General features: G+C 56.2%; 12 protein-coding genes and 1 pseudogene. 8 read left to right on the forward strand and 5 right to left on the reverse strand.

What is annotated here, in order from left to right:
• Positions 1 to 209 precede the first annotated feature (209 nt).
• Positions 210 to 1,487, forward strand: coding sequence for a cyclopropane-fatty-acyl-phospholipid synthase family protein (locus tag GOB94_RS15375; protein WP_182276725.1), 1,278 nt, complete (start codon positions 210 to 212; stop codon positions 1,485 to 1,487).
• Positions 1,488 to 1,698: 211 nt separating this feature from the next.
• Positions 1,699 to 2,577 (forward strand): universal stress protein, encoded by an 879-nt coding sequence (locus GOB94_RS15380; protein WP_182276726.1) that lies wholly within the window; start codon positions 1,699 to 1,701, stop codon positions 2,575 to 2,577.
• Positions 2,578 to 2,840: 263 nt separating this feature from the next.
• Here GOB94_RS15380 and GOB94_RS15385 read toward each other — a convergent pair whose 3' ends face one another.
• Both GOB94_RS15385 and GOB94_RS16960 read right to left on the reverse strand, forming a co-directional pair.
• On the reverse strand, positions 2,841 to 3,365 hold the full coding sequence (locus tag GOB94_RS15385; protein ID WP_346265627.1) for an NAD(P)H-dependent oxidoreductase: 525 nt from the start codon (positions 3,363 to 3,365) through the stop codon (positions 2,841 to 2,843).
• Positions 3,301 to 3,432, reverse strand: a pseudogene (locus GOB94_RS16960) (FMN-dependent NADH-azoreductase); the annotation flags it as partial. The pseudogene GOB94_RS16960 and the gene GOB94_RS15385, both read right to left, overlap by 65 nt.
• Positions 3,433 to 3,579: 147 nt before the next feature.
• On the opposite strand from GOB94_RS16960, the gene GOB94_RS15390 reads away from it, so the two are divergent.
• Together GOB94_RS15390 and GOB94_RS15395 are read left to right on the forward strand one after the other, a co-directional pair.
• Entirely contained in the window at positions 3,580 to 3,996 is a 417-nt protein-coding gene (locus GOB94_RS15390) for a MarR family transcriptional regulator (protein ID WP_255484047.1), read from the forward strand.
• Positions 3,997 to 4,064: 68 nt separating this feature from the next.
• Entirely contained in the window at positions 4,065 to 4,634 is a 570-nt protein-coding gene (locus tag GOB94_RS15395) for a hypothetical protein (protein ID WP_182276728.1), read from the forward strand.
• 8 nt (positions 4,635 to 4,642) lie between these two features.
• On the opposite strand, the gene GOB94_RS15400 is transcribed toward GOB94_RS15395, so the two are convergent.
• The 3 genes from GOB94_RS15400 to gnd form a co-directional block, all read right to left on the reverse strand.
• Positions 4,643 to 4,786 carry a hypothetical protein gene (locus GOB94_RS15400; protein WP_182276729.1) on the reverse strand — a complete coding sequence of 48 codons (144 nt, stop codon included), beginning with the start codon at positions 4,784 to 4,786 and terminating at the stop codon, positions 4,643 to 4,645.
• A gap of 181 nt (positions 4,787 to 4,967) precedes the next feature.
• Positions 4,968 to 6,365, reverse strand: a complete 1,398-nt coding sequence (gene zwf / locus GOB94_RS15405) for a glucose-6-phosphate dehydrogenase (protein ID WP_182276730.1) — start codon at positions 6,363 to 6,365, stop codon at positions 4,968 to 4,970.
• The gene (gene gnd / locus GOB94_RS15410; RefSeq protein WP_182276731.1) at positions 6,365 to 7,387 is read right to left on the reverse strand and encodes a phosphogluconate dehydrogenase (NAD(+)-dependent, decarboxylating); all 1,023 of its coding nucleotides are present in this window, start codon (positions 7,385 to 7,387) and stop codon (positions 6,365 to 6,367) included. The genes zwf and gnd overlap by 1 nt, the downstream gene beginning before the upstream one ends.
• Positions 7,388 to 7,675: 288 nt before the next feature.
• Between gnd and GOB94_RS15415 the strand changes: the two genes are divergently transcribed.
• The 4 genes from GOB94_RS15415 to GOB94_RS15430 all read left to right on the forward strand — a co-directional run bounded on the left by GOB94_RS15415 (position 7,676) and on the right by GOB94_RS15430 (position 17,350).
• Positions 7,676 to 10,375, forward strand: a complete 2,700-nt coding sequence (locus tag GOB94_RS15415; protein WP_182276732.1) for a plasma-membrane proton-efflux P-type ATPase — start codon at positions 7,676 to 7,678, stop codon at positions 10,373 to 10,375.
• A gap of 193 nt (positions 10,376 to 10,568) precedes the next feature.
• Entirely contained in the window at positions 10,569 to 13,097 is a 2,529-nt protein-coding gene (gene glgP, locus GOB94_RS15420) for an alpha-glucan family phosphorylase (RefSeq protein ID WP_182276733.1), read from the forward strand.
• A complete protein-coding gene (gene glgX, locus GOB94_RS15425) occupies positions 13,094 to 15,181 on the forward strand; it encodes a glycogen debranching protein GlgX (protein WP_182276734.1) in 2,088 nt (695 codons plus the stop codon). Before glgP ends, glgX begins: the two co-directional genes overlap by 4 nt.
• A 78-nt stretch (positions 15,182 to 15,259) precedes the next feature.
• Complete coding sequence (locus tag GOB94_RS15430; RefSeq protein ID WP_220465041.1) at positions 15,260 to 17,350, forward strand: copper-translocating P-type ATPase; 2,091 nt, start codon at positions 15,260 to 15,262, stop codon at positions 17,348 to 17,350.
• Positions 17,351 to 17,424 lie beyond the last annotated feature (74 nt).

Consider the following 17,424-nt stretch of genomic DNA (forward strand, 5'->3'; position numbering starts at 1 on the left):
ACGTTCATCCTGAGCTTCGTTGCTTCTCACTTCAAAGACATCGGCATCGATCCCTATCGAGACAGTGTTGATCTCAGCGGCAGAAGCGTTTGAACTGCGATCAAAGTAGTTTTTAGAATGCATGAGCGATGGAATCTTCATCGCTCGCACTTCGTTCAGACGGAGGCATGTGGAGGATGTCGAGCGCTACTGAGTCGCAGAGAGCCAAGATGCTCGCCGATCTATTTCGGGGCTATGATGGCCCACCGTTTTCGATCCGTGTGTGGAACGGATGGAGTTGGTCTTTCCGCGAGCAAGAAGTACCAGTGTTTTCCTTGGTCTTTGAAGTTCCAGGAGCGTTAGATGCGCTGGTGATTGAGCCGAGCGAGCTTACCTTAGGGGAAGCGTTTGTTCGTGGCGATATAAGCATTCGAGGCGACATCTTCGCCGCATTCTCGCTCGCGGAACATGTCTTCAACCGCCCTCGGGCGTTCCGGCAACGACTGCTTGAAAACTTCGCTAGGACGTTTTTGAGTCTACGGCAATGGATCGGACGGGGGTCGCGGCACTCTCTCGGGCGGGACCGGTCGTCGATTTCTATTCATTATGATCAGCCGCTTGAATCCTTCCGGCCGTGGCTCGGCAGAACAATGGCATACTCCTGTGCCTACTTTCGAACCCCTGACGATACTCTCGATGCCGCGCAAACTCAGAAGCTTGACCTTGTCTGTCAGAAACTGCGCTTGCAGCCACTTAACTCAGTTTTGGATATCGGATGCGGTTGGGGGAGCCTCGTTCTTTTTGCGGCTGAGAACTATCAGGTAGAGGCCCTGGGCATCACGTTGAGTTGTTGTCAGGCAAACGTTGCAAAGGAGCGGATCGAACAGGAAAGACTAGGGCAAAGCTGTACGGTAGCGCTGCGAGATTACCGCGACCAGGCAAGTCTCCCAACGAGATTCGACAAGATCGCAAGCATCGGTATGTTTGAGCATGTAGGTCTCAGGGGACTGCCTCGATACTTCGAGATCGCCCATCGGTTACTGAAACCCGGCGGGGTGTTTCTTAATCATGGGATTGCACGTTCGCAGGGGTCGCCGCCACGAAAGGCCTCCTTTATAGATAAGCATGTCTTCCCGGATAGTGAGCTTGTCACGCTGTCCGAGGCTATTCGGGCCGCGGAGTGCGCCGGCTTTGAAGTGCGTGATGTGGAGAATCTTCGTGAGCACTATGAGCTGACGTTGCGCCATTGGGTGCATGGACTCGAGAGGGATGCGGCTGCAGTACTGAAGCACGTATCCGAAAGCACCTATCGCACGTGGCTTTTGTACATGGCAGGTTCAGCGGCAGCATTTCGTCGAGGCGATCTCGGTGTCTATCAACTTCTTCTGAGCCGTCCGGATCGAGGCGATAGCCGTCTTCCGCTGACTCGTGAAGCGTGGTACTCCCACGGTTCCTGTGAACGGAATGTGCTCCCTTCCCGGCAGAGAGAGCTGATCGGGGATCGCTGATCTGGGCTGTCGACGCCGCTGAGACCGTCAGTCCTCTATCGATCAAGAGAACCTCCTTCCGATTACGGCTCGATCATTCGGAGCTTTCCAAATAACCGCGTTATGCTCTCCGATATTGAGAAAAGATTAGCTATGGGTTTCGTTGTGATGCGCGTCACAGCACGACGCCGAGAGAAGAGGATATCGTTCTGCTTGAACGGAGAGCGAACGTATGGCCGCACGACCGATTCCTGCCAAGGTTCCAGCGATGCGGGTAGCTGTGGAGTACGCGCTGAGAAAATTAGTGGTTGCCCACGATGCCTCCGCGGCATCGGCAAGAGCGCTGAACGATGCGATCTTCCTGGCAAAGAAATTCAAGTCGGAGATCCTCGTCGCACATATCGAATCGATGGGCGACGAGGTTTTTCGAGAGGAGAGCGCGGACGACCATATCGATCTCGGAACGGTTGGAAGTCTTCTTACCGCGGACGGTATAAAAAATCGGGAGATACTTCGCGCCGGGGTAGTTGGGGATGCGCTGTTCAATATCTGCTGCGATGAGCATGTTGACCTTCTGCTGCTCGGCGCCTATGGCTACGGGCCTCAGGACCGGTCGACGCTGGGGTCCACTGCGGAGAACCTGCTCCGCGCCATCCCGTGTCCGGCATTGACGTATGGACCGAGTGTTACTTCCTCGCTCTCGTCCATTGGAGACAATGGGCCGATCCTGGTTCCCATTTCTCTGCCCAGCAACGACGCCGAGCTGCAACAGGCCATTGCGATCGCAAAGTTGTTCGGTGCCAAACTCGAGCTTCTACATGTCGAAGATCTTGGGGGCATATCGGATCTACCGCGGGACGTACGGGATACTGAGCAGGACTGGGGAGAGTTGACCTCTCGACTAAGAGGAGAAGGTGTCTCACTGGGCTGGTCCGTCCTCCGTGGGAGGCCGGTAGAGGTCATCTTGGGACGAAGTCTTGAGTTGGACAGTCCATTTATTTTGATGCCCCTCAGGTGGGGTGAGCGGCTCTCTTCGATGACGTCGGATAACGTTGGGGCGCATGTGATCCGCAGCTCCAAGGTCCCTGTCATGACCTATCGCGTTGAATAGCCAGCGGTGAGATAAAACTCTTGGGCGCCCATCTCCTTTGACCGGGATGAATCCAGGTCGATCGAGTATTACAAGGACGTACCGAAGGCCGTTATTCTCACCACACCTCGGGAGATTTTAAAACGTTCGCGAGCAAGTAAGCTGACTTGTTCGGTCTCCTGCCGGAGTGCCGCCAGCCGCGAAGCGTCAACGGCAAACGAAGGAGCTTGCTCCGCTGACCGCGAGCACCGACTTACCTGTTATGACTGCCATCATGATCGCCGTTAGCGAGTGGCTGCGAGGACGGCAGGACGAAACTGCGCGACCAACTCTTCGACGGTCGTTGAACCGAAGGAAACTGCGGCCGTGGTGATCCCGATAAAGGCGAGGATGCGTTTGAGGTAACCAGACTCATAGTCGGATGCGGAAGCAGGCAGGCCTTCGTCATAGATGCCGCCTGAGGCGATAATGATTTTGCAGGTTTTCCCAGTGACCAGACCTTTGCGTTCGGGCGGACCGGAGTGGGTGACGCGAGGGCGAACGATGAGGTCGATCCAGGCCTTCAAATTGGCGGGCACGGTGAAGTTGTACATGGGGGTTCCGATGAGGATCTCGTCCGCCGAGAGGAGTTCGGCGATCAACTCGTCGGACACAGCCAAAGCTCGTTGCATCCCCGGTGTGTGCTTGTCCTCGGGGAAAGATGCCGGTAATCCATGGGGTACTGACGTACGGTAAGTTGCTTTCGGCCAGGTCGCGCAGAACGACCTTTCCGTCAGAGTGCTTTGTTTGCCATGCTGTGACAAAGTCATGGCTGAGCGTACGCGAGATTGAGCTACGGCCACGAGGGCTTGATTGGATGTTGAGCAGCGTAGGCATATGATTCCTTTCGAGAGCGGCTCGCGCCGGCTAATCAGATAGTCTAGCGTGTTGACTATCTGATTCAAGCTAGTCATACCGACTGGAATTGGTCAAGAAGGTTTACTAAAAATGAGGAGAGTTCTGCCTAATGTCGCTCGAAGCTTGATGATGGCATCACGAGCGCATACGGCCGCCGTGACAGCCCGGCTGGCGCTGCGTGGATACGATGATTTTCCGTTTGCGTCGGCGAGCCTGCTGTGGCTGATGGATGAAGGCGGTACGCGGTCAACGGTGCTAGCGCAGCGGGCTGGCGTGACCAAACAGGCGATAAGCCAACTGGTTCGACTGATGGAGCGGCAGGGATATCTGGAGCAGGTTCCGGATCCAACCGATACGCGGGCGAAGGTGGTGCGGATGACCGAACGCGGTGAGGCTGTGAAGACCGCTTGCGTCGAGGTTCGAGAAGAGTTAAATCGAAAGTTGGCGGGGGCCCTGGGAATGAATGAGGCTGGGCGGTTGGAGGAGAATCTAGACGCTGCCGCAGGTTTGTTTGGGAAGATTGCCGGGGCGAGTCCTCAATAATAGACAACCCTCAATCGCTATCCTAACTGCCAGATGAGCCTGGCAACTACACGGCTTTGAACATTTTGATGAATTACCTTAACTCGTTTGCTCTAGCAAGTAGGAAGTATTACCCCGCCGCGGTGCGGATACTATTTGTCGCTGAGGCGCCGCCAGCATGCGAGAGCAAGAGGTTCTTCTATTTCACAGGTCTCCGGCAGGGAGATACCCTCTTCCTGGAGATGATGAAGACCCTATACCCTGCTGAAGTTGGGTACTCTGGGGAGCGATGCCGGGATGGATTTCCATCCAGAACGATACGACTCCGAAAACCTGAACTGCTCAACAGGTTCAAGTCGGACGGCTTCTATTTGATTGACGCCTGCGAGCAACCCATGCCTCAAGGCGCGAATACGGCCCTGAAGGTTGCGCTCATGCAAGAGGCTTTGCCTGCACTAAAAGCAAAAGTCAGGTTGCTTTGCAGCGCGGAAACAACGGGAGTTTTATTGATTGGCGCGGTAACCTACGATGTCTGTGTCGAGGCTCTGAGAGACGAAGGGTTGAATGTCCTGAACAAGGCAGCCATCAACCATCCAGCACGCGGCGGACAGGTCCTCTTCAGGACGAAGCTCAGAGCGGCCCTGAACGCCCTGCTGTGAACGCGACTCTAGCGCTTCTTGAACTTCGGTTGCGCCGCGTTGCGCTTGAGCATATTCAGCTTTGTATTGGTTTTCGACGTTCCGCCGACAGGTAAACAGTCGATGTTGCCCTGCGCGAATTCCATCATCTTGAGAACGACCGTATCCTGCACACCTGGCATCCGGAAAATTGGTTCGGGAGGCTCAACAGGATTGGCGCAGGGCCGCTGTTAAGCAGGCCGCAGGTGATGTTATCGAGCCAACTGGCCCATTTCATGAAGTTTCTGAGTTGCTTTCATGTGTTTGCCTCGAAGCAGCTACGGTCATTCGTCATGGATATCTCATGCAGTTGCATCATTCTTTCGTCACTTTGCGGCCTGGATTATGCCAGTGACCATCAGGGGCGATCAGCAGATCGGCGGCCCTCGGTCCCCATGTGTGGCGTTTGTAGGGACGAACTCGATGGTGCTTCTTCAGAATAGGGTCCACCGTCGCCCATGCGGCCTCAACTGCATCCTCGCGCGCAAAAAGCGCTCCATCGCCGATCATGGCATCACCTAGAAGCCGTTCGTAGGGGGTTTCCTCTCCTAGTCGCTGTTCGAGCAGACGCAGCTCCTTCTGAACCCCGACGAAGCTGTTCCCGGCGAGTTTGACCCGTGCTGCAAGAGCAATGTCTGAGCGGGGAGAGATGCGAAACCGTAGATAATTGCCGGGGCCGTCCGCCGAGACCGAGTCAGCGAAGAGCTTCTGAGGCGGTGGCTTCAACTCGACCAGCACTTCGGTTTCGGTGACCGGGAGATATTTCCCGGATCTCAGATACCACGGCACACCCTCCCACCGCCATGAGTCGATGAAGAGCCGAATCGCGGCGAAGGTTTCAACGTCGGAGTTCCGGGCCACGTCTGTCTCTTGTCGATAGCCTTCATATTGACCTCGTACTAGGTCATCCGGCGTGAGCGGCCGCATGGATTGAAAGACATTCGCTTGTTCTGTATGAACGGCTCCGAAACCTTTGGTGGCGGGCGGCTCCATGGCCAGCAACGCAACGATCTGAAAGAGATGGTTTTGGATCACATCGCGCAAACACCCGGCTGTTTCATAGAACTTGCCGCGCTTACCCACGCCAAACGTCTCAGCCAGCGTGATCTGCACGCTGGCCACATAATTGCGGTTCCAGATAGGCTCCAGAAAAGAATTGGCAAAGCGGAAATAGAGGATGTTCATGATCGCTTCCTTGCCGAGGAAGTGATCGATACGGAAGATCGAATCTTCCGGAAACACGGAGTGCGCAATACGATTGAGTGCGCGTGCGGAAGCCAGATCTCGTCCGAATGGCTTCTCTACGATGACGCGAGCGTTCTTCGCAAGACCTGCTGTGCCGAGGCTCTTGATGACCGTCCCGAAGAGCACGGGTGGGATTGCAAGATAGTAGGCTGGATGTTGCGCAGGGCCAAGTGCCTTCCCAATGGCGCGGAAAGTGTCCGGGTTCTCATAATCGCCACTTACATAGGTCAACAGCGAGAGCAGGTGTTTGAGCGCGCGCTTATTGTCGACGCCGCCCGATCGCTCGATGCTGTCTGTCACTCGCTTGTGCAGCCGCTCTAAACTCCAGGCCGGCAAGGCAACTCCGATGACGGGGGCTGTAAGCACTCCTCGCTTCGCCATGGCATAGAGCGCAGGAAAGATCATTTTGTGTGCGAGATCACCGGTCACGCCGAAGAGTACCAGCACATCAGAACGGGGAACAGCCATCAGGCGCCTCCAGCTTTCTTTTCCTTGTGACCGCCGAACTCATACCGCAGTGCGGATAGAACTCTATCGGCGAAGTCGTCCTCGCCACGGGAGCTAAAACGTTCGAACAGAGCGGCACTCAGCACCGGGGCGGGTACGGATTCGTCGATTGCCGCCTTGAGCGTCCACCGTCCCTCTCCCGAGTCCGAAACTCTGCCCTCGAACTTCGCTAGATCGGGGCTTTCGAGGAGGGACGCAGCAGCAAGATCCAGAAGCCAGGAAGAGATAACACTGCCACGCCTCCAGACTTCGGTGATGTCGGCAAGGTTCAGGTCATAGGCATAGTGCTCGGGATCGCGCAGAGGAGTGGTTTCAGCATCGATGGTACTTTTCTGCTTACCGGCGTTGGCATGATGGAGGATATTCAAGCCTTCTGCATAAGAGGCCATCATCCCGTACTCGATCCCGTTGTGAACCATCTTCACGAAGTGCCCCGCGCCATTTGGGCCGCAATGCAGATAGCCGTGCTCGGCGGTTCCCCCGATCTTTTCGCGGCCGGGCGTACGCGGCGCTTCTTCGATTCCCGGAGCAAGAGCGATGAAGATAGGCTGGAGCCGTTGGACTACATCATCATCGCCGCCGATCATCAGGCAATAGCCCCGCTCCGATCCCCATACCCCACCACTGGTGCCGGCATCGACATAATGAATTCCCTTCGGCTTGAGTTCGGCTGCTCGACTGATGTCGTCATGATAGTAGGAGTTACCGCCGTCGATCACCACATCGTCGCTTGTGAGATGGGGAATAAGACTCTTCAAGGTCGAATCGACGACTGCGGCGGGAACCATCATCCAAATCGCGCGCGGCTCTTTCAATTTATGAGTGAAGTCCTCAATAGATGTCGCGCCGATTGCGCCTTCCTTTGCGAGCGTTTGCACGGCGTCAGCGTTGATATCGTATACGACGCAATGGTGTCCGGCTTTCTGAAGACGCCGCACCATATTGATGCCCATCCTGCCTAACCCAATCATCCCTAGTTCCATTTTGTCCCCTTCATATGCTTAGGTCTCGGTCGCGAATACTCTTATCGCGTCGCGCTCACTGTGAAGTTGCACTCACTACTTGGATGCAGAAACAGCGTAAGTCGAGCCCAGGCGTAATTTGTGGGAGAACAGTACTTGCCAGGGAATTATTACTCAGCAATTACAGGCTACTTCTCTCTCTATGAGCAAAATGGCACAGCGTGTGTCGCTCGAGGGGGACCATACTTTGAGAAGTTCGACTACTCAACGAGCCTCACTGAAGCCATTAAGAATAGGAGAGTGTCTATCGTGAATCCGACGACAGAAGAACCCCAAACCAAGAATGGCTCAAAAGACGATGCAAAGCCCAACCCAAACGGCAAGCCGAAGGCTGATGCCAAAGAAGACTTGAAGCCCGAGGCAAATCCGACATCGAAGGACGACTTAAAGTCGATACCGATGGCGGATCTACAGGCCAGACTCCAGTCTTCTTCGAAAGGTCTGACTCAGGCCGAGGCTGCGAAGCGGCTGACGACGGATGGCCCCAATGCACTCAAAGTCGAGAAGACCAATGCGTTCCTGAAGTTTCTGACCTACTTCTGGGGACCAATTCCGTGGATGATCGAGGCAGCCGTTATTCTTTCGGGGGTGGTGCGGCACTGGTTGGATTTCTTCATCATCCTTGCGCTGCTGTTCTCGAATGCGCTCGTGGCGTTCTGGGAAGAACACCAGGCGGGGAATGAGATCGCGGCCCTTAAGGCCAAACTGGCAAACGACGCGACTGTTCTGCGTGATGGCAAATGGGCGACTCCAAAGGCGAATGAGCTGGTCGCTGGGGATGTGATTCGCTTGCGACTTGGAGACATTGTTCCGGCGGATGCGCGGCTGTTGGACGGCGATCCGGTTGAGGTGGATCAATCGGCGTTGACGGGCGAATCGCTTCCCGTCACACGCAAGTCGGGTGAGGCCGTCTTCTCGGGTTCGATTGTGCGGCAGGGCGAGATCGACGCGATGGTCTATGCCACCGGCACGCGCACTTACTTCGGCAAGACGGCGGAGTTGGTGCAGCAGGCGCACACGATCAGCCACTTTCAGCGGGCTGTCCTCAAGATTGGTGACTACCTGATTGTTCTCGCTGTCGCTCTTGTGGCGATCATTCTCGCGGTCTCGCTGCTGCGTCATAATCCCGTCCTGGATACGCTGGAGTTCTGTCTGGTTCTGCTGGTTGCGTCGATTCCAGTAGCGATGCCAACGGTTCTCTCTGTAACGATGGCAGTCGGCGCGCGTCTGCTCGCGAAGAGCCAGGCCATCGTTACAAGGCTTTCGGCAATTGAGGAGTTAGCAGGCGTTGACGTTCTTTGTTCGGACAAGACCGGCACACTGACACAGAACAAGCTGACGCTCGGCGATCCCTTTACGGTGAATAACATTCCTGCCGATCAGGTCATCGAGTGGGCGGCGCTTGCGTCGCGTGCTGAAGACAAGGACACCATTGACCTCGCGGTGATTGGCGGTGTGAAGGATGCGAACGCGCTGAAGAGCTTTCAGATTCTGCACTTCACGCCCTTCGACCCTGTGCACAAGCGAACGGAGGCAACAGTAAAGGGTGGCGACGGCAAGCAGTTCTTCGTGTCTAAGGGAGCGCCCCAGGTCATCCTTGCGATGTCAAAAAATGCCGATGCGGTGAAGCCTGGTGTAGAGAAGGCCGTCAATGAATTTGCGGGCCGCGGCTTCCGTTCACTTGGCGTCTGTCGCGCGGATGAGGAAGGGAACTGGCAGTTTGCCGGCGTGATTCCGATGTTCGACCCGCCGCGTGAGCAGGCGAAGGCGACGATCGCAAGCGCCCGGCAGATGGGCCTCAGCATCAAGATGGTGACGGGCGACCAGGCGGCCATCGCGCGCGAGACGAGTAAGCAGCTGGGACTGGGCACCAACATCGTTGATGCAAATGCTCTGGGAGATACCAAGCAGCAGCCGAGCTCGCAGACCACCGAGGCCATCGAAAAGGCGGATGGTTTCGCGGAGGTCTTTCCAGCCCACAAGTACTTCATCATTGAGGCGCTGCAGAAGAGTGGTCACATCGTCGGTATGACCGGGGACGGCGTCAACGACGCACCTGCGCTGAAGAAGGCGGACTGCGGCATTGCCGTCTCGGGTGCAACGGATGCGGCGCGTGCCGCGGCGTCCATTGTCTTACTGGCGCCAGGGTTATCGGTCATTATCGATGCAATTAAGGAGAGTCGCAAGATCTTCCAGCGGATGAACAGTTACTCCATGTACCGGATCGCAGAGACGCTGCGCGTGGTGCTGTTTATGACGGTGGCTATCCTCTGGTTCAATTTCTATCCCGTTACCGCAGTCATGATCGTGATGATTGCCTTGCTCAACGACGGAGCCATTCTTTCGATCGCATACGACAATGTTCGCTACAGCAACAATCCTGAGGCATGGAACATGCGGCGAGTGCTGGGCGTTTCGACCGTGCTGGGCGTCATTGGCGTCGTTTCAGCCTTCTTGTTGTTTTGGCTTGGCGAACGAGTCTTCCATATGGACCGCGCACATACCCAGACCTTGATGTATTTGAAACTGTCTGTCGCCGGACATCTCACAATCTTCCTGACGCGCACGCGAGGCCCATTCTGGACGATCAAGCCTGCGAAGGTTTTGTGGATGGCAGTACTTGGCACACAGATCGTCGCCACGCTGATCGCCGTGTACGGCCTCTTCATGACACCGCTAGGCTGGAAGTATGCCGGCTTTGTCTGGGTTTATGCAATTGTCTGGGCGTTGTTCACAGACCGCATCAAGCTGCTGGCTTACCGCATCCTAGATCCCTCTGCGTTGCCACTGCTGGCGAAGAAACAGGTCGACCTCGGACCTGAGATATCCAAAGAGGCGTATGAGCTCTTTCAGCAGCGAGCGCGCGGAGAGAGCCAGCAGGATCAGGACTGGCTGGAGGCGGAGCATATGATTCAGTTGGAACACTCGGAGCGCCCGAAAACTTCGTGATCGTGCGGTGATCTGAAGACGCCGCAACGAACGAACAGAGGCAGCGGGAACGGAAACTATCTGAAGATTTGCGCAGAAAGCTTTCACAGAAAGATCATTTAACGGTTATGGAGCCTGGAGAGCAGACCGTCGCAAGCTGGTCTTTGCATCTTGCGGCATTGGCGATGACGACTCAAGAGTTTGAGGAGATAACGTGAGTGATTCAAACTTCAGCACTTCCAGTCAGCAGAATCCAGCACAGGCTTTGGGAATCGACGAGCTGAACGAGCTAGCGCTGAACCTGCATTGGTCCTGGAACCATATGGCGGATGCGCTTTGGGAAGCTCTGGACAGTTATTTGTGGCAGACCACGCAGAACCCCTGGATGATCCTTCAAACGGTCTCAGAAGACAAGATCAACGCACTTCTGGCGACGCCTGACTTTCAAGGGCTCTTGTCCGCATTGCTGCAGCACAAGCACAAATCCTTCTCGGCTGACGCGTGGTTTCAGAAGACGCATCCCGGAGTAGCGCTCTCAACGATTGCCTATTTCAGTATGGAGTTCCTGCTGACCGAAGCGCTGCCGATTTACTCTGGCGGGCTGGGAAATGTCGCGGGCGACCAGATGAAGGCAGCGAGCGACCTTGGTGTTCCGGTCGTCGGAGTCGGCTTACTGTGGGGGCAGGGCTACTTCCGGCAGGATTTCGACGTTGACGGTAATCAACGTGCGCTCTATCCCGTCAACGATCCGGGGCAACTGCCCATTCAGCCCCTTCGGCGTGCGAACGGAGAGTGGCTGCGTATCCAGATTCAGCTACCGGGCGCAAAGATCTGGCTGCGCTGCTGGCAGGCGCTTGTCGGCAGAACGAAGCTCTTTCTGTTGGACGCGAATGACTTCGCCAATACCGCTGCTCATCGCGGGATCACGAGCGAGTTATATGGCGGCGATGCCGAGATGCGGCTCAAACAAGAGATCGTTCTAGGTATTGGCGGCTGGCGTCTGCTCCGAGAGCTTGGTCTGAATCCCGAAGTTTGCCACCTCAACGAAGGCCACGCGGCGTTCGCTGTGCTCGAACGCGCCCGGTACTACATGGCAGATCATCGTGTTTCGTTTGAAGTCGCGCTTACCATCACCAGGGCCGGAAACTTGTTCACGACCCATACGGCTGTCCCCGCAGGATTTGACAGGTTCGCCCCGGAACTCTGCTGGAAATATCTCGGCCACTACGCAAAGGACGAACTCGCAATTTCCATGGAGGAGCTCCTCGCATTGGGAAGGCAGAACCCTGAGGATGCCTCAGAGCCTTTGAACATGGCCTACCTTGCGCTTCGCGGCAGTGGCCAGGTCAGCGGCGTCAGCAAACTGCACGGAGAGGTAAGTAGACAGATATTTCAGCCTCTTTTCCCGCGATGGCCTCAGACGGAAGTCCCCGTCGGTTCTGTCACCAACGGGATTCATGTGCCAACCTGGGATTCGGCCGAAGCGGATGTCCTCTGGACCAAGGCATGCGGTGCGGACCGTTGGCGAGACGACCGTCCACTCGCGGACGATGTCCGTCGCTTGACCGACAGCGAATTGTGGCACATGCGCACTGGAGCGCGGAAAGCGATGCTCACCCAGGTACGTGACCGCTACGCGCGTCAGCTCTCAACCGAGGGCACTTCTCACTTGAACGTCGCGGACATCTTCAAGGACGATGTCCTTACGGTTGGATTTGCGCGCCGCTTCGCAACTTATAAGCGCCCCGATCTCTTGCTCTACGATCCTGAGCGGCTCATACGTCTACTCACGGATTCGCGACGCCCTGTGCAATTGATCCTCGCCGGCAAGGCTCATCCCGAGGATGTGCCGGGGCAGGCGCTCATCAAGCAGTGGAACGATTTCATCAAGCGTTTTGAGGCTCGTCAACATGTTGTATTCCTCAGCGACTACGACATGCAGATGGCGCAGGAACTGGTCAAAGGCATGGACCTTTGGATCAACACACCGCGGCGGCCGTGGGAGGCCTGTGGGACAAGTGGAATGAAAGTTCTGGCCAATGGAGGGCTCAACATTTCCGAGCTGGACGGCTGGTGGGCAGAGGCATATGTCCCCGAGATCGGGTGGGCCATCGGCGACGGTAGAGAACATGGCGAAGACGCTGCCTGGGACGCCTCTGAAGTGGAAAGTCTCTACACGCTGCTGGAGCAGCAGGTTGTTCCCGAGTTCTACGACCGGGATGAGCAAGGACGGCCCTCCAGATGGCTTGCACGCGTCCGCGAAAGCATGGCGACGCTTACCCCTGAGTTCTCGGCAAGCCGGGCAATCCGTGAATACACAAACGATCATTACCTGCCAGCCGCCGCAGGATACAACGCACGCGCCGCAAACGATGGCAACGCTGGCGTCGGTCTGTTGCAGTGGCAGCGCAGTATCGCCGAGCAGTGGAGCACGCTCCGCTTCGGCAATGTCACCGTTGAGACAAAGGATGGTCAACACCGGTTCCATATCCCCGTCGTCTCCGGAGGACTCCATCCGGATCAATTCAGAGTGGAGCTCTATGCCGACCCGGCTGGAGAGGGCGGGGACAAACCGGAGATCCTGCCTGCCTGCAAATCCTCGACGGAGCCGTCTGGCACCATCGTCTATTCGGTTTGTTGCCCGGCAAATCGCCCAGCCGCCGACTACACGGCACGCCTAGTCCCATCGCACACCGGTGCGTTCGTCCCCCTCGAAGCAGGGCAGATCCTCTGGCAGCGATGAGAGACATAACGGACGACAGAGGCCGCCCCTACCCGTTGGGTGCAACAGTCTACCCTGACGGAACGAACTTCAGCATCCTCTCCGCAAGCGCCTGCGGCATGCAATTGGTCCTGTTCGACCACGCAGATGATCGCGCTGCCACCCGCACCATCACCCTCGATCCGGTGCGCAATCGCACCTCACACTACTGGCATATCTTTCTGCCCGGAATCAAGCCTGGACAACTGTATGGGTACCGCGCGGATGGTCCTCATGATCCTGCTGCGGGTCAGCGCTTCGATCCTCAAAAAGTCCTACTCGATCCTTACGGCAAAGGAGTTTCGGTCGGCCAGAGTTACAGCCGCGCTGCAGCCTGTATGCCCGGTGACAATGCTTCGACATCGATGAAGAGCGTGGTCGCAGATCTCTCGCTATTTGATTGGGAGGACGACAAGCCAATCAACCGTCTTTTCCGGGACACGGTCATCTATGAGATGCATGTCGCTGGTTTTACCCGTCATACATCATCCGGCGTTGCCGCCGCCAACCGAGGAACGTATCTGGGCGTTGTTGAGAAGATTCCTTATCTTCAATCTCTTGGCATTACAGCCGTTGAGCTACTGCCTGTATTCCAATTCGATTCTGCGGACGCACCGTCTGGGCTGGCCAACTACTGGGGTTACGATCCAGTCTCCTTCTTCGCTCCACACCTTGCGTACAGCACCAACACCGATGATCCGGTCGACTGTCTCGATGAGTTTCGCACTATGGTGAAGGCGCTACATCGTGCTGGCCTCGAAGTCATACTCGATGTGGTCTACAACCACACTGCGGAAGGCGATGAGCGTGGTCCAACAATTTGCTTCCGAGGGCTGGAAAATACCTTCTATTACATGCTTGAGGACAACCGCGCACACTACGCGGACTTCACCGGGACTGGGAATACTCTCAAGTCGAACCACTCCGTAGTAAAGCGGCTCATCCTCGATAGCCTGAAGTATTGGGTCTCAGAGATGCACGTAGACGGGTTCCGTTTCGATCTTGCTTCCATCTTTTCTCGGAGCGATTCCGGAGAGCCCGAGCTCAACGCACCCATCATCTGGGAGATCGACTCCGACCCCGTATTGGCCGGCACAAAGCTCATTGCAGAGGCGTGGGATTCCGGAGGGCTATACCAGGTAGGAAGCTTCGGTCAGGACAAGTGGAAGGAATGGAACGGTGCCTATCGCGATGATGTCAAAGGATTCTTGAAAGCCGATTCGAATACTGCATGGAAGCTTCATAACCGGATCATCGGCAGTCCAGATATCTACAAATGTGGCCATCGTCCCACCGGTCAAAGCATCAACTACATCACCTGCCACGATGGCTTCACCCTCAACGATTTGGTCTCATTCAACTCAAAGCACAATGATCAAAACAGGAGCCAGAACAGCGACGGAACCAACGCTAATTTGAGCTGGAACTGCGGTACTGAAGGTCCCTCTACAAACCCTGCTGTGGAACACCTCCGCATCCGGCAGATCAAGAACTTCTTCACGCTGGTACTGTTTTCGGTCGGTACTCCGATGCTGTTGATGGGCGACGAGGTAAGGCGCACGCAGCAAGGCAACAACAACGCGTACTGTCTTGACAATGAAGTCAGCTGGTTCGATTGGGACCTGTGCAAGACCAATGCCGAGATCTTTCGCTTCGTCCAGGAGTTGATTCGCCTTCGCCAGCACTTCGATCGGGGGGCGGGCGGCAACGCTATCCCGCTTGAGGATTACCTTAGCAATGCGCACATCAAGTGGCACGGAACGGTGCTGGACAAACCCGATTGGGGAGCCGACTCACACTCGATCGCCGTGTCATTCCATAACCATGCACTGAATAACATGCGCTACATCGCGATCAACTCCTATTGGAACGCACTGGAGTTCGAGATTCCGCCACTACCCGGATCGTCTTCGCGATGGATTCGCATGATAGACACGTCTCTCGGATCACCGGATGATATCGCTGAGGTAGAGAGAGGTTCGGAGATAATGGGCTCTACCTATGTGGTCAATCCGCATTCAATCGTTATGCTTCATTTCGCCTCGCTCAACGGCGATTCGCAATGATGTGGGCCGCTCTAAGTTATCGAAATATCGGGAGGATAATGAGGAATGGCTGATCAAAGGATAACTTACACCTGTCCAATGCATTCGCAGATCGTGCGGAATGAGCCGGGCAACTGCCCAATCTGCGGCATGACGCTCGAACCTTTGACTGTCACCATCGACGAGACGAATCCCGAACTCGACAGCATGACGCGCCGATTCTGGGTGAGTGCTGCATTAACCCTGCCGCTGTTAGCCATCATGGTCTCGGATATTCTTCCTGCCCATGGTCTGCAGCGTCTTCTGAAAGGACAACTGCTCGGGTGGTTCGAGTTCGCCATCGCGACTCCCGTCGTGCTTTGGGGAGGCTGGCCTTTTTTTCAACGAGGCTGGGCATCCATCATCAGCCGCAACCTGAATATGTTTACGCTGATCTCGATTGGTGCCGGGTCGGCTTACCTTTACAGCGTCGTGGCAGTATCGCTGCCACAGCTCTTTCCCCGATCATTTCGAGATATGTCGGGTCAGCTCGGCCTCTACTTTGAGGCGGCAGCCGTCATCACCGTGCTCGTTCTCCTCGGGCAGGTTCTGGAGCTGAGGGCCCGGAGCCAGACCAGCGGCGCAATCAAAGCGCTACTCGGACTTGCACCGAAGACAGCACGCCGCATCGCCGAGGATGGTACGGAGCAGGACGTGGACTTGAATGCTATTCAGGTGGGCGACAAGCTCCGTGTCCGGCCAGGCGAAAAAGTCCCGGTCGACGGCGTGGTGATCGAAGGCAGCAGCTCCGTCGATGAATCTATGGTCAGCGGAGAACCCATTCCGGTTGAAAAGACGGTCGACGCCAAGGTCACCGGAGGAACGATCAACGGCACCGGCAGCTTCGTCATGAAGACGGAGCGTGTTGGGGCCGACACCTTGCTCGCTCAGATCGTGAAAATGGTGAGCGAGGCCCAGCGCAGCCGCGCTCCTATCCAAAGACTTGCAGACGTGGTGGCTTCTTACTTTGTGCCGGCGGTCCTCGTGTCGGCAGTGATTACTTTTGCGGTATGGGCAATCTACGGGCCGCAGCCACACTACGCTCATGCGCTGGTCAATGCAGTTGCCGTACTCATCATCGCTTGTCCTTGCGCCCTTGGTCTGGCAACGCCCATGGCGATCATGGTTGGCACTGGCAGGGGCGCCGGAGAAGGCGTCCTCATCAGCAATGCTGAGGCTCTCGAAATCCTGGAGAAGGTAGACACGCTTGTTGTCGATAAGACAGGCACGTTGACTGAAGGCAAGCCGAAGCTGACGGAACTGATTGCGGCAGAAGGCGTGAAAGATGCCGACTTGTTGCAAGCGGCAGCCAGTCTTGAAAAGGCCAGCGAACATCCTCTTGCCGCAGCGATCCTTGCGGCAGCCAAGGAAAAGAACATTGAGCTAGTTGCAATCGAAGGCTTTCAGTCGGTAACGGGCAAAGGCGTTAAGGGCACCTTGAATGACAAGCAGATTGCCATAGGAAATGCGGCACTCATGACCGATCTTGGTGCTTCTCCTGAACCATTGCGGACCAAAGCCGAAGCCCTCCAGAAAGAGGGTCGTACCGTTATGTATATCGCGCTGGGAGGAAAGTTTGCAGGCCTGATTGCCGTGGCCGATCCGATCAAAGACTCAACGGCCGAAGCCATCGAGCAGTTGAAGCGCGAAGGCATCAAGGTGGTCATGGTCACGGGTGACAACCATGCGACTGCCGAAGCGGTCGCACGGAAGCTTGGCATCGACTTCGAAGCCGACGTGCTGCCCGATAAAAAGGCAGCGGCTGTGAAGAAGCTACAGGACGCCGGCGCAATTGTCGCCATGGCGGGAGATGGAGTCAACGATGCTCCAGCCCTCGCACAGGCGCATGTCGGAATTGCGATGGGGACAGGGACGGACGTCGCCATGAAGACAGGCGGGATCACGCTGGTAAAAGGTGACCTCCGGGGCATCGTGAAGGCTCGCCGATTGAGTCACCTCACAATGAATAACATTCGCCAGAATCTCTTCTTTGCCTTCTTCTACAACGCCCTCGGTGTCCCGTTAGCGGCAGGCGTCTTATATCCAGCGTTTGGACTGCTCCTAAACCCCATGATCGCCGCGGCGGCCATGAGTTTCAGCTCCGTTTCAGTGATCGTCAATGCACTGCGCCTGAAATCCGCAAAGCTCTAGATTGGCAAGCTAGGTTCGTTCTGATGCATCCGTGTTGAGAATTGAGCAGGCGTTTCTCATGCCGGTTGCATTTC

The organism is Granulicella sp. 5B5 (assembly GCF_014083945.1).
Taxonomy (GTDB): Bacteria; Acidobacteriota; Terriglobia; order Terriglobales; family Acidobacteriaceae; genus Granulicella.

What these genes read in the sequence shown, in the direction of transcription:
- GOB94_RS15375 (WP_182276725.1), top strand. Translation starts at nt 210, where the DNA reads ATGCTCGCCGATCTATTTCGGGGCTATGATGGCCCACCGTTTTCGATC.
- GOB94_RS15380 (WP_182276726.1), top strand. Translation starts at nt 1,699, where the DNA reads ATGGCCGCACGACCGATTCCTGCCAAGGTTCCAGCGATGCGGGTAGCT.
- GOB94_RS15385 (WP_346265627.1), bottom strand. Translation starts at nt 3,365, where the DNA reads ATGACTTTGTCACAGCATGGCAAACAAAGCACTCTGACGGAAAGGTCG.
- GOB94_RS15390 (WP_255484047.1), top strand. Translation starts at nt 3,580, where the DNA reads ATGATGGCATCACGAGCGCATACGGCCGCCGTGACAGCCCGGCTGGCG.
- GOB94_RS15395 (WP_182276728.1), top strand. Translation starts at nt 4,065, where the DNA reads ATGAATTACCTTAACTCGTTTGCTCTAGCAAGTAGGAAGTATTACCCC.
- zwf (WP_182276730.1), bottom strand. Translation starts at nt 6,365, where the DNA reads ATGGCTGTTCCCCGTTCTGATGTGCTGGTACTCTTCGGCGTGACCGGT.
- gnd (WP_182276731.1), bottom strand. Translation starts at nt 7,387, where the DNA reads ATGGAACTAGGGATGATTGGGTTAGGCAGGATGGGCATCAATATGGTG.
- glgX (WP_182276734.1), top strand. Translation starts at nt 13,094, where the DNA reads ATGAGAGACATAACGGACGACAGAGGCCGCCCCTACCCGTTGGGTGCA.
- GOB94_RS15430 (WP_220465041.1), top strand. Translation starts at nt 15,260, where the DNA reads ATGCATTCGCAGATCGTGCGGAATGAGCCGGGCAACTGCCCAATCTGC.